This is a genomic window from Aquimarina algiphila (assembly GCF_947494415.1).
Lineage (GTDB): Bacteria > Bacteroidota > Bacteroidia > Flavobacteriales > Flavobacteriaceae > Aquimarina > Aquimarina algiphila.
Map to the genome: position 1 here is coordinate 700,449 of NZ_CANLVC010000008.1, position 13,732 is coordinate 714,180.

12 protein-coding genes are annotated in these 13,732 nt (G+C 32.7%); 6 read left to right on the top strand and 6 right to left on the bottom strand.

The window, feature by feature from the left end:
• Positions 1–38: 38 nt before the first annotated feature.
• From PQF96_RS20770 to PQF96_RS20790, 5 genes are all read right to left on the bottom strand, one after another.
• Positions 39–737 (bottom strand): phage tail protein, encoded by a 699-nt coding sequence (locus tag PQF96_RS20770; protein ID WP_271768067.1) that lies wholly within the window; start codon positions 735–737, stop codon positions 39–41.
• 60 nt (positions 738–797) lie between these two features.
• A complete protein-coding gene (locus tag PQF96_RS20775) occupies positions 798–1,961 on the bottom strand; it encodes a glycoside hydrolase family 16 protein (RefSeq protein WP_271768068.1) in 1,164 nt (387 codons plus the stop codon).
• Between the two features lie 212 nt (positions 1,962–2,173).
• Positions 2,174–3,097, bottom strand: a complete 924-nt coding sequence (locus PQF96_RS20780) for a patatin-like phospholipase family protein (RefSeq protein WP_271768069.1) — start codon at positions 3,095–3,097, stop codon at positions 2,174–2,176.
• Between the two features lie 6 nt (positions 3,098–3,103).
• The gene (locus PQF96_RS20785; protein WP_109438424.1) at positions 3,104–3,997 is read right to left on the bottom strand and encodes a patatin-like phospholipase family protein; all 894 of its coding nucleotides are present in this window, start codon (positions 3,995–3,997) and stop codon (positions 3,104–3,106) included.
• An 8-nt stretch (positions 3,998–4,005) separates the two neighbouring features.
• On the bottom strand, positions 4,006–6,126 hold the full coding sequence (locus PQF96_RS20790) for a M1 family metallopeptidase (protein WP_271768070.1): 2,121 nt from the start codon (positions 6,124–6,126) through the stop codon (positions 4,006–4,008).
• Between the two features lie 365 nt (positions 6,127–6,491).
• On the opposite strand from PQF96_RS20790, the gene recG reads away from it, so the two are divergent.
• Together recG and PQF96_RS20800 are read left to right on the top strand one after the other, a co-directional pair.
• Positions 6,492–8,594, top strand: a complete 2,103-nt coding sequence (recG, locus tag PQF96_RS20795) for an ATP-dependent DNA helicase RecG (RefSeq protein WP_271768071.1) — start codon at positions 6,492–6,494, stop codon at positions 8,592–8,594.
• A 57-nt stretch (positions 8,595–8,651) separates the two neighbouring features.
• On the top strand, positions 8,652–9,107 hold the full coding sequence (locus tag PQF96_RS20800; protein WP_271768072.1) for a hypothetical protein: 456 nt from the start codon (positions 8,652–8,654) through the stop codon (positions 9,105–9,107).
• Positions 9,108–9,136: 29 nt separating this feature from the next.
• On the opposite strand, the gene PQF96_RS20805 is transcribed toward PQF96_RS20800, so the two are convergent.
• Complete coding sequence (locus PQF96_RS20805; protein ID WP_271768073.1) at positions 9,137–9,505, bottom strand: hypothetical protein; 369 nt, start codon at positions 9,503–9,505, stop codon at positions 9,137–9,139.
• Between the two features lie 82 nt (positions 9,506–9,587).
• Here PQF96_RS20805 and PQF96_RS20810 point away from each other — a divergent pair, with 82 nt between their 5' ends.
• From PQF96_RS20810 to PQF96_RS20825, 4 genes are all read left to right on the top strand, one after another.
• Positions 9,588–10,715 carry a tyrosine-type recombinase/integrase gene (locus PQF96_RS20810; RefSeq protein ID WP_271768074.1) on the top strand — a complete coding sequence of 376 codons (1,128 nt, stop codon included), beginning with the start codon at positions 9,588–9,590 and terminating at the stop codon, positions 10,713–10,715.
• 78 nt (positions 10,716–10,793) lie between these two features.
• Positions 10,794–11,939 carry an FISUMP domain-containing protein gene (locus PQF96_RS20815; protein ID WP_271768075.1) on the top strand — a complete coding sequence of 382 codons (1,146 nt, stop codon included), beginning with the start codon at positions 10,794–10,796 and terminating at the stop codon, positions 11,937–11,939.
• 224 nt (positions 11,940–12,163) lie between these two features.
• Positions 12,164–13,105 (top strand): hypothetical protein, encoded by a 942-nt coding sequence (locus PQF96_RS20820; RefSeq protein ID WP_271768076.1) that lies wholly within the window; start codon positions 12,164–12,166, stop codon positions 13,103–13,105.
• A gap of 87 nt (positions 13,106–13,192) precedes the next feature.
• A complete protein-coding gene (locus tag PQF96_RS20825; protein ID WP_271768077.1) occupies positions 13,193–13,669 on the top strand; it encodes a hypothetical protein in 477 nt (158 codons plus the stop codon).
• The last annotated feature ends 63 nt before the right edge of the window (positions 13,670–13,732 follow it).

Sequence of the window (13,732 nt, forward strand, 5' to 3'; positions counted from 1 at the left end):
ACCGGTTTCTTTTTTTATTAAAACGTGTTTCTTTTATCTTAAGGAGTAGAAAAAGCTGTTACCGCAGATTTGGTTTTATTACCAAAAGCATCATTGGTAACAATCTGAATATAATAGGTTGTTGCAGCAGTTAAACTTCCACTTGCTATTGTTGTACTAGTTGTATTTCCTAAAACATCTACCGGAGGGTTTGTGGTTCCCAAAAATACATCATAAGATGTAATATCATTATCTTCATCTGCACCTATCCATTCTATGGTTTTTGATAAACCGGTTAAAACATCCAGATTTTTTGGAGTGCTTATTTCTGCAGGAAAAGGAGCATAATTTACAACACCTTCTGCTGGACTGTAAAATTCCCAAACGGGACTTGTACTCGTTTCTGCATCTCCAGAGCCAATAGCTGTCACAGACCACGTATATGAATTATCCTGTAATAATTTAATTTTGACAGTAGTTTCTCTTGATGATACTTTCGAAGTCGTATTTGTTTTTAAATCTGTAATATTAACGATATAACTTACTGCATTTTTTGCCGTATTCCATTCAAAATCAATTTCATTCTCTGTAGAAGATATAAATGTACCAGAAGTACAGGTTGCATTTTCTGATGGAAACACCAAAGATGCAGGGTCAGGAGTTACTCCAGAAGGGGTCCCTTCCCCATCATCAGAACCACTACAGTTCAATAAAAAAGCAATCCCAATAAGTGAAACTATTATTTTAATTTCTTTCATTTTTATTTTTTTTAAATTTCTTTACTTCTTTTTTAATCCTTTATATAGAGGACTGGTCACTTAGTTCTGAGGTTCTTTAATAACTAATTCAAAACATTGTTTAAAATCAGGAAGACCTTCGGCAGTAATACATACCGTATAGTTTCCACTCCCAAGACCATCAAAAGATGTAGTTGTATCAAATTCATTCGACATTGAGGTTCCTTCAATAACCGCAGTATACTGAAGTTTCTGTGTAGCCTCAATTGATATTGTAGCATTTTTACTTCCTTTACAACTTTCTCCCGCCGATCGTACCTTAAAATTAGTATTTGTGATATTAATTGCCTGACAAATATCATTAGGCAACCCTTGACAATCACTCGTTCCAACGGTTGAACCTAAACTCCATACTCGTACCCAGTCAATTTCAAAACTTGGTAATGTTTGTCCGGCTTGAGCTGCAGTGGCTGCATCTGGATGATTAGGTTGGAAACCTCCTGATCCACTATTATAATCTGCAACATCTACCGTATGTGGAGAAGATGACAATATAAGGCTCATATCATAAGGGTCATTTGCCGCATCTTCAGGCTGATCTGTGGTTAAGTATTTTACTCCATCATAGTAAAAAGAAACTTCTGTAGGAGTCCAATACATCCCCCATACATGCCATTCAAATGCATTTCTAGTTCTAACACTTTCTATGCTTGCATCAATTTTGGTTTTACCATCGATTACTCTTTTTTCACTATAATGATGAGAAGTTGTTGCTTTATTTTCGAAGAATCGTGTAGCAAAACCGCTATACTCCATTAAATCAAATTCTGTAGCAGTTGGTCCAGGAGCTCCATTTCGAAAATTTTTCCCCCAAATCCACCATGTTGGCCAAATACGTCCATTAGGATCTGCAGTTATTCTTATCCTTGCTTCGTAATAACCATACCTATCATTTCCGATAGGTTTACGTCTGGATTCAATCCATCCTCCAAGAGGTCTACCTCCTGCGGGATAAGTATTATTTATTTTTAATGTACCACCACTTACATCAAGAGAGTTACTACTAAATCCTCTTAGTTCATCTGTTCTAATAATCCAGTCACTTGTATTCACTGAACTTCCATCAAATTCTTCAGAAAATATTTTAACCCAAGGTGTATTTGGTGGTGGTATTTGCGCATTCATACTCATTATTGCAAAAAGAAAGGCTAATGCAAAAATTCTTTTTAATACAATTCTTATCATAGATATTTTTTGTTTTAAAGAAACTTAATAAAAGTGAATGCTAGTAACAGATATGGTTTTTTAAGTATAAAAAATATAAATTATTTCCTTTTTTAATTTGAATATCCCTAAAATTTGTATGATCTGAAGGAATATACGGTCAACAACAAATTGCACTAGTAAGAACAGTGTCTAAAAATTGATATATTAGTAAAAGTATCTTAAACTAAAAATTACCCGGCTAAGTCAATATCTTTAAGTTTATTTTCTTCTGCTTGTTTTGCTTTTTCTGCGGCATATTCAAATCCTTGCCTCCACCAGCTCCCCATTAATTTTTTATTAAAAATCAAAGAATTCTCGGTGAGTTTAGAAGGTGTATAATATAAATTTAACGGTACATTTTTATTAATTGCAGCTAATTTACCAACTACAGTATCATGACCTTCAACTTGATCTAACATATGGCTAAACAAATTCACCATAAGAGAAAATGGATTTTTTCCCAGAACTTTATTGTACTCCATGTTTTCAGATTCTAGAATAATGGCATCCACCTCTGTAGCTCCACGTCGTATTGCTTCTCTAATAGGAACCATACATCCAAAACCACCATCTGCATATTCGTAACCATCTTTGGTTGACAAACTCATAAAAGGAACGTAATTACAAGATATCCAAACCCAGTCACAGAAGTCTTCATAAGAACAATCTTTTATAGATTTATACTCTGTTCTATTTTTGGTAAGGTTAGTAACGGTAACAACAATATCATCTACTTTTTTACGAGCCAATCTAAATTCTGCTTCTGAGAAATTCCTTCTAATAGCTCTTCTTAGGTTTTTACTTTCTCCAAAAGTTCGTTTTCTTTTAATAAACTGCCATAATGATGAAAAAAAGTTAACAGATACAAACTCTCGATTTCCTTTTTTTCTGACTATAAATGGATTTACATTAAAAATTGTATGTTGATTTACATTGGTATAGATATCGTACATTCTATCGATATTCCCTAATGCCAGCTGTGCAATCAATAAACTACCTGTAGAGGTACCTAAAAAAAGATCATATTTTTTTCCTTGTTCCTGGATCAGATATTGTGCTACACCACCGGCATATGCTCCTTTACTTCCTCCACCTGAAATTACTAATGCTCGCATATTCTTTTATAAGGGGTTTGATATATTTTTTTGTTTTGCAAATTCATAACCTTTTGTCCACCATTCGGTCATTTTTTCTTTATCAAAAATTAATGAATTTGTGGTAAGGACAGTTGGTGTAAAATATAAGTCCATGGATACATCTTGTTCTATTGCTCTAAATTTACCAATTCTTATATTTTGATTTTCAATTCTATCCATCATAAAATCGACCATATTGGTTATTAAAGAGAAGGGATTCTTTGTAGGCATACGATTAAGGTAATTAACTTCCGTTTCTAAAACGATAACATCGATCTCTGTTGCTCCTCTTTTAATAGCTTCTTCTATCGGCACCATAGACCCTAACCCTCCATCAACATAATCACAATTATTTTTCCTGACCAAACTCATAAAAGGTGGATAATTGCATGATATCCAAATCCAGTCCAAAAAATCCTCGTATGTACACTCTTTAATAGATTTATACTCAACAATATTAGCCGAAAGATTAGTCACCGTAACGATAACATCCTTTTCTCCTGATTTTAAAATTTCAAAATATTCATTAGAAATTGCACTTCTTACAAGGTTTCTTAAATTTTTACTATCCCCAAATGATTTTTTACCTCTAATCAGATTACGTAAAACATTAAAATGATTAATACTAATACTTGTATATCCCTTTTTCTTTTTGACAATAAATGGACAATTTCTAAATATTGAAGATTGATTTACCGAAGTATAAAAACTTTTTATTTCTTCGATTTTAGACAAAGCTAAATGTGAAACTAAAAGACTTCCTGTAGAGGTACCAAGAAAAAGGTCATACTCTCTATCTAAATCTTTAATTAGATACTGTGCTACGCCACCTGCAAAAGCTCCTTTACTGCCACCTCCGGAAATTACTAATGCACGCATATTCTATTTTATGGGGTTAATTTTTTCTGTAAAAAATCTTGTTGATTTTTTGGTAAATTATTCATTAAAACTACATATTTCTTTTGATATTTTTCATTCTTTAATAATTTATCAAGAATTTTTCTACAAGAGTTTCTAAAACGCCAATTATGGTGTGTGGCACCATCGACAAGATGTATTAATGATTTGTCGGAAAAAGCCTGTAAACTTTCCAAATAAGTAAAAGCGCTCTCGCGAGTATTAAAATTAAATTTTGGTGCTGTATAGTTTACCAATTCAAAGTAAAACTTTTGATGATTTTCAGTTTGATACTCTTTAGTATTTAAAGCTAAAACTAACCAAAGCATTCTAACATTTTTAGTATTAAAGCCTATCACTTCCTTGGTTAATTCTAAATATTCTTTTCTTTTTTCTGGAAAACTAGCCCATAAATGATACAAGGCCGGTTCTATGGTTGCATATGATGGATCATTTAATAAGGATTCATATTGTTGTTGTAAATCCTTAGGAACATCGCTCAAGGTATTGGCAATAGCTTGTCGAACAAAAATATTATTTGTAGCAAAAGCTTTATCATATAAGGCAATAATTTCCTGATCTGATTTTCCTTCTAGTTGATAAATCACCTCTTGACCAATGTAATCATTTACAGGAAAATCCAGTGCTTTTGCTAACCTCCCCCATTTTCCTGCCAAGGGTTGTGTGCGTTCCTGAGCTAAACCGAGGTAACTCTTAATAAAATCGGATTTGGTAAGAATATCTAATGCTTCTTGTGAAGGGAATTTTAAATTTTCTAACCATAATTTCTTGAAGGAAGTCAAATCAGTATCACTCACCTCTTCTGCTATTGTCATAAAATCATTTGTGGTTGCATTCTTAAATTTATGTTTCTCTAGGTAGTTATGAATTACTATTTTAAAACTGGTATCTCCTATAAGGTCTCTAAGTGCATGAATAGCCCAGGCTCCTCTTTGATAAAATGTTAATGAACTCGCTTTGGGATCTAATAATGCTGTAGCATTTTTTGTTTTGGATAATTCTGTAAGTTGCTCTGCACTTTCATATAATTTATATAGAAAATAATCCTCTCCAAAAATTTCTTTTTCTGCTAATAAAGCATAGTATGTTGCAAAACCTTCTTGCAACCAATGGTGAGTCCCTTCAGTTTCTGTAACCAAATCACCAAACCACTGATGTGCTAATTCATGTGCATTTACATTAATATAATTTCTATCAATAAAAGCAGTTTCATCTACTACAAAAGCATCAGAAAAAATAGTAGTTCCCGTGTTTTCCATACCTGCATATAAAAAATCTTTTACAGGAATTTGTTTATAATTCTGCCAAGGAAAAGAATATCCTATCTCCTTCTCCAAAAAATCAAATATCTTCTTACTATGCTTGTATGTAGATTGATATTTTTCTTTATCTCCAGGGTAGTAATACATTTCTAAAGGTGTTCCATTTGCAGAAACTTCGACTACCTTTTCATATTTACCAATAGCAAAAGCCACTAAATAACTACTCATTGGCTTTTGCATATCATACTGCCAACTTTGTATAGAATCATTGATCGCTTCGTTCTTTACAAGTTTTCCATTTGCTATTACTTCATATCCTTTTTCAAAATCAATAGACAGATCAAACACTACCTTTTCATTCATATCATCAAAACTAGGCAACCAATTAGAAGTATATTTACCTTGACCTTGTGTCCATATCTGATCTTTACCATGATAATCTTTAACAAAGTATAATGCTTTTTTTGGCGTGGCTTCAAATTCAATTGAGATCTTATGTTTAGCATCTACTTTAAAATCAGAATTAATAACAATCTTCTTGTCATCATATTTAAAGTTTGCTTTTTCTCCATCCAAGGTCACGGTTTTGATTTTCATGTTTTGCGCATCCACGAAAATAGATGTTGCCGTTTTTAACATTGTTAATGTATACTGTACTTTTCCTTTTACAGTTTTTGTTTTTGCATTGACCAATACATCTACTTTACCCTCTAAAAAATCAACTTGTGATTGTTCTAAGGTATTGTTATACATTAAGTCTGAATCTACCTCCAGTGCAAAACCCGTATATGAAAATAAAACTGTAAAAAGGGCTAAAATAAATTTCATTTGTCTCTGTTTCTTTTATTTATAATAAGATGAGATTTGTATTAAAGTTGATTTAGTCGAGTTTTAAATCCTTTAATATACTCCTAACACCTCTTTCATCAATCAAACGTTCTGCCAAAATAACGATTTTACTCTGTCTATGTGGCAAATTTTAGCTCTAACCCAAATTACTCATTAGAAAATCTACTACAGCTGAAAAACTCCTTCAAACACAATCGCTTTGCTACATTTTTAAGTTTAACCATAGCGCTACTATGCTAAAACTTAGAAAACATCAGTGTTTATTGTATTTTCCAACTTCGTAACGAAGTTCTAATGAGTAATTGGGGTTGAACTATTTTCTAAGAAATACTATCTTCGTTCTAATGAATCCTAATATTTTACAAACTCCTATTGATTACCTTAAGGGTGTTGGGCCATCCCGCGCAACGCTCTTACGTTCTGAATTAGGTATTCATACCTATCAAGATCTTATTAACCTATTCCCTAACCGATATCTCGATAAGACAAAATATTATAAAATCAATGAATTACAACGTAATTCTGCAGAAGTACAGATTGTTGGCAAAATTATCAATATAAAAACTGTAGCACAGAAGAAAGGAAAACGTTTGGTTGCTAAGTTTATAGATGACACTGGCGAAATGGAACTGGTATGGTTTAGGGGACAAAAGTGGATTAAGGAAAACCTAAAACTTAATACTCCTTATGTTATTTTCGGGAAAACGAAATACTATAATGGGTTTAATATGCCACATCCAGATATGGAGTTGCTTACAGAACATGAGAAAAACTTAAGAACTGTCATGCAACCTATTTACCCTTCTACAGAAAAGCTTTCTAATAAAGGCATCACAAACCGTGTAATGAGTAAAATGATGCAACAACTATTTGTTGAAACCAAAGTACGTTTTTATGATACACTTTCGAGTGAAATTCTGGAGGAGTTAAAGTTAATTTCAAAAAGTGAAGCTGTTTTTAATGTTCATTTTCCTAAAAACCAAGAATTACTTGCTAAAGCACAATATCGTCTTAAGTTTGAGGAGTTGTTTTACATACAGTTACAACTCATTACCAAAAAGTTGATTCGAAAACAAAAAATCAAAGGTTTTCCGTTTACTGAAGTCGGAGAACATTTCAATACCTTTTATAAAAATCATCTTCCTTTTGAGCTTACCAATGCTCAAAAAAGGGTTATTAAAGAAATTCGTAATGATATTGGTAGTAGCGCCCAGATGAATCGACTCCTTCAAGGAGATGTAGGTTCTGGTAAAACCATAGTGGGATTAATGACTATGTTATTGGCTATAGATAATGGTTTTCAGGCTTGTTTAATGGCTCCCACAGCAATTTTGGCTAATCAACATTATATGGGAATCCAGGAGCTCACGAAAGATCTGGATGTGAATGTAAAACTATTAATGGGAAGCTCTAAGGTTAAAGAAAGGCGGCAAATTCATGAAGAATTAGAAAATGGTTCACTACATATATTAATTGGTACCCATGCTATTCTAGAAGATAAAGTACAGTTTAAAAATCTTGGACTTGCTATTATTGATGAGCAACACCGATTTGGAGTAGCACAACGTGCAAAATTATGGCATAAAAACATGTATCCTCCTCATATTCTTGTAATGACCGCTACACCCATACCCAGAACATTAGCTATGAGTTTATATGGAGATCTGGATATTTCTGTAATTGATGAGCTCCCCCCTGGTCGTAAAGCCATTAAAACTGTACATCGCTACGATAGTAATCGTCTAAAAGTATTTAAGTTTATCGCCGACGAGATCCAAAAAGGTCGCCAGGTTTATGTGGTATATCCACTAATTCAGGAATCTGAAGTTATGGACTATAAAGATCTTATGGACGGTTATGAAAGTATTGCTCGCTCCTTCCCTGCTCCACAATATCAAATTTCTATTGTTCATGGTAAAATGAAACCCGCTGATAAAGATTATGAAATGGATCGTTTTGTAAAAGGAGAAACTCAAATTATGGTAGCCACTACTGTTATTGAGGTTGGAGTCAATGTCCCAAATGCCAGTGTAATGATCATTGAGAGTGCAGAACGATTTGGTTTATCTCAATTACATCAATTGCGTGGACGCGTGGGGCGAGGTGCAGAACAAAGTTTTTGCATTCTTATGACAAGTTTTAAACTCTCTGCAGATAGTAAAACCCGATTAGAAACTATGGTTCGCACTAACGATGGCTTTGATATTGCCGAAGTAGACTTAAAATTACGTGGCCCAGGCGATATTATGGGAACACAACAGAGCGGAGTACTAAATCTAAAAATAGCAGACATTGTAAGAGATAATGATATTTTAAAGACCGCTCGTTATTATGCTATGAAGATTCTAAATGATGATCCTTCCTTATCTGCTGAAAAAAATAAAGTATTATTATACACCTATCAGCAGTTAGCTAAGCATAAAAACATATGGAATTATATTAGTTAACATATACTAATCCAAAAGTATTTTTGTTATTACACTTATAGTCAATGCAATAATAATATGAAAAATTTAGTCCTCTTTGGTTTTCTTTTGTTCTTTTCTACCTCTTCTGTTTTTGGTCAACACTTAAAAGAACAAGAATGGACAACGCTTTCAAATTATAAAAAATCTAATGATAATACAGGTTTTGAAGCATTTCTTAAAAAACGGGGTTTTTCTAAGTCAGATCAAACTAATGATAAATATGTATTTTATAACTGGAATAAAACTGATAGTTTTTATTATGGAGTAAGAGTTAATGCAAAATCCGGACAAGTTACTTATATGACTAATGATCAAAATTATGTTTTAAAATTATTATCCAGATTTGTTTCAGAATATTCGCATATCAAATCTGAGAAACAAGGCACTCTTGCTATGACACATATTTTTCAATCACAAACTAGTACCATAGCTGTTAAATTAGATTTATCAACAGATTCGGGAACGCATTTGTTGTTTGCCAGTAATAACTGATAAACAAAACGTTTAATATTTACGTAAAATTACACCTCCATATATTTTTGCCATTTTACTAAAATGTACTTTTCTTTTTGATTTTCTTTCAACAATAAAAACCCATATTCGTAGCAAAAAAGATAGACTTGTCCTTTGGTATTTTTCCAGTAGTGTGTAAAAAATTTTGGATTGAAACCTTCTGCTAGTAATTTCTCTTTTCTTACAGTTGATAAACCTGATTTATTATAAGCTTTTAGTATTTTTCTATTCGTCTTTAATTGTTTATCTATTTTATAATACTCATCTTCTTCTTGTTTTCTTTTTTCATATTGCTGTGCAGATTTGCAATATGCAGAGCAATATTTTTTATCTGACCTTCCCGTAATTACAGTATCACAAACTGGGCATTTTTTCATTATAATTTTTTTAAACGAATAATATGCGAATATTATACGGATAAAACACGATTAAAGTATTTTTTTCCATCATTTTTACCCTATGAATCCTTCTAAACACATAACAATAAAACATCTATTTATACAAAATGAGAAGATGATCGGTTTACAGTTTTATCCGGATAAAGTCATACATGCTTTGGTAAAAGAATTACCTAATCCTAAGTGGAGTAAGACATATGCTATGGTTTACATTAAGAATACCAAGGAGAATCTAGATATAATTTTTGAAACATTTCGTGGTATTGCATGGATTAATAGTAATTCTTTTTTTAAGGAGAAAACAATAAGGAATAATACTCCAATCGATATTAACTGGTATCGCAACAGAGTCAAAACTACTTCTTATAATTACGTTCCTGAAGAATATTTAAAAAAACTAGAACTTAAAAGATACGCTCTAAACACTTGTAAAACTTATATTTCTCAATTTGAAAAATTTATCAACCACTTTTACGATTGCCCAATTGTAGAACTATCTGAACAAGAGATACGTAATTATTTACAACATCTGATTCGAGAAAATAAGTCTAACAGCTATATTAATCAAGCTATTAATAGTATTAAATTTTATTATGAGGTCGTAATGGGAATGCCTAATCGATTTTATAGTATTGAAAGGCCTAGAAAAGAACAGAAGCTGCCCGGCATATTGGCTAAAGAAGATATATTAAAAATGATTAACCTTACAAAAAACCTAAAACATAAATGTATTATTAGTTTGTTATATTCTTCTGGATTACGAAGAAGTGAATTATTAGATCTAAAACTCACAGATATCAATAGTAACAGCATGCTTATTAAGGTAAGACAAGCTAAAGGAAATAGAGATCGATATACGGTTATTAATCAAGTGGTTCTTAATAACCTTAGAGCATATTACAAAATATACAAACCAAAACTATACTTATTTGAGGCCATAAAACCTGGAAAGAAATACAGTCCTACCAGTGTCTTTAAAGTTGTTACTCAAGCTGCGAAAAAGGCAAAAATCAATCAATCGGTACATCCACATATGTTAAGGCATAGTTTTGCAACACACCTATTAGAAGAAGGAATAGATTTACGATATATACAAGTACTGTTAGGGCATAATTCTAGTAAAACAACAGAAATTTATACTCATGTAGCGATAAAAAAGTTTAAAAACATAAAAGATTTATTAATTTAGTTCCCCACATAAAAGAAATATAGTTACCATGGTAACTATATTCAATTGTTGTACGCAAGCTAAAAAAACTATATCTGAATGAAACTTACGCATTTTCTTTTCATATTATTTGTCTCATTATTGTTGAACAGTTGCGACAATGATGATTCTGCATCACCTGTAATTGGAATAGTTTCACCTAATGAAAATGAAGTCTTTTACGTTGGAAGTAACATTACAATTCAGATAAATGCAAATGACCCTGATGGCATCATCGAAAGGGTCGTGATAGAGGTAAATGACCAACAAATAAGTGAGTTTGATTTTGAACCTTATAGTTATGTGTGGTCTACTAATGGATATACTTCGGGAGCCTATAATATTAATGCTACAGCAATTGATAATGATGGTTTATCTAGTTCCACATCAATACAAATAACATTAGATGTGGAAAATCCTCAAATCGCAACCCTTCCAATTTCATTTACCGGAACAACTCATATTGAAAGTGGAATAGAAATTGAGTCAAATGGAGTTCCCTCTATCATTCAGGCGGGATTATGCTGGAATCAAACTGGGAATCCCACTGTAGATGATAATACAGTATTGCTAAGCGAAGAAGGAAATCCAATTATTATATCAGGTCTTGAGGTGAATACTGAATATCATGTAAGGGCATTTGCCGATAATGGTATTTCCATAATTTATGGCGAAACACAAACAACTACCACATTAAGCACCTATGTTAGTGATACCGGTACAATAGTTGATTCCAGAGACGGAACTATATACAATTGGGTACAAATTGGAAACCAAAAGTGGTTTGCTCAAAACTTAGTATTTGAAGGTGGTGCCATTGAAACCCCATTCGGGCCACTATACGCTGGTGTAGAATGTCCCGATGGATGGCATGTGCCAAATCGAGATGAATGGGAGGAACTAATCGAGTATTTAGGTGGGGAACAAGTAGCTGGAGGTGTTCTAAAAGAAACAGGAACTGAAAATTGGACACCACCTAATACTGGTGCAAGCAACACCGCTGGTTTTACCGCGCTTCCTACGGGTTATGCTACCGATGGAATTGGACCACCTAACCATATAGGTTTATATAATTCAACCATGTTTTTAATAAGTAATGAAATATCGGGCAGACGTGTTAGTTTGTCCACACAATCTGAGAGTTTAGGTTTTGCTTTTGGTGGGAATTCTGCCTTATTAGGTGCCTGTAGATGTATCGAAGATTAATTAGATATAAAAAGCCAGCGTACAACAATGTATAACCGCAATTACGGCGGATTCGACTACGCCCGAATCCACTCTGTAATTACTAAGGCCTGTGCTAAACCGAAAATTAACGCATATAAACCCGTAACTGACGGTTATACGAGACCGTTATAAGCAATTTCTCAAAATATTTAAGTAACAATTTAGAAGATTAAGACACTTACATATATAAATAAAAGTTAAAAATGAAAAAATTACCAATAATACTAACTGTTCTTTTGGGCAGTATTCATCTTACTTTTGGTCAATCTCAAGTAATCTCAGATAATGCTCAAGACTTGAGTATTCTAAAATTAAAGAACGCTACTTGGGCTTGTAATCAAACAACCGCTTTAGAATTCTGGAATGGAAGTAATAAGAATTACGCAACCAGTCGGATAGTTTCCAAAATGGATGGATGTGGTGCTCAAGGAGAAGCCTTAATTTTTGAGACTGAAACCGCCGGAGATTCAGCTCCAAGTGCAAAAATGATTATTAAAAACAATGGAAATGTAGGAATTGGAAACATTAACCCTTCTACTAAACTGGACATATTTGATACAAATGCTGACTTATCCATAATGAAATTGCGAAATGGAAAATGGACTTGTAATCAAAGAACATCTATTGAGTTTTGGAATGGTGGGTTAAAAAACCATCCAACGAGTAGAATTGTGTCACAAATGGACGGATGTGGAACTCAAGGAGAAGCTCTTCTATTTGAAACCCAAACTGCTGGAGAGACAAATCCTTCGGCAAAAATGACTATAAAAAACGATGGAAATATTGGAATTGGAACTTTAAATCCAAATGGATGGAAACTAGCTGTTAATGGAAAAATAAGAGCTAAGGAAATAAAAATTGAAACAGGTTGGTCTGATTTTGTATTTTATGACGACTATAAACTACCTACTCTTCAAGATGTAGAAAATCATATCAAAGAGAATGGACATCTAAAAGATATTCCAAGTGCTAAGGAAGTAGAAGAAAATGGAATATACCTTGGTGAAATGGATTCTAAATTACTCCAAAAGATTGAAGAACTGACACTTTATACTATACAACAGGAAAAACAATTAGATAAACAATCAAAAGAAATTTCGGAATTAAAAATACTTGTGCAAAAATTGCTGAAATCGAAAAAATGAAAAGCTTATAACAGTTTGTATAGTGCATATACACCCTGCGGGATGCAAACGCACCATACAAGAGACGTTAGCAACAATAAAATCTGAATGGCAGTCTGGATGCAAATAATAGGGTTTCGTGAATTTAATTCTTTTGAAAAGGAAAAAGAACGGATCTCCAATATTCTAAACTCTGAAAATCTAAATTGGAGTCTAAAAAAGCAGAATAACATTGAGTTTTTTGAATTTACCTTTATTGATCAACAATTAAAAATATACTTTGACAATCCAAATTTTATACAGTTTTCAGGAACATCAGGTATTTTTGCAGCCTGGTTTAAATTCGTAGATAAGGAAAATACAGAATTGACTAATAAGGTTAAAAAAATATTCTCTCAAATTGCCAATAAATATGGAATTCAAAAATTATACTATTTCTCGGAGTGGTTTTTCTCTTTAGATGAGATCAGATTAGAAGATGAGACTTTTGAACAGTTAATAGAGCGGATTGAAAAATATCCTGATCTCAAAAAAACGGAATTACTTGGACTGGAAGCGAACGAATATTATACAGAAAAAACATAAAGTTGCTAACACCATATATGTGATCATAGCAGCCAGCTAGGTGATGAATCGAATGGTTCTTGT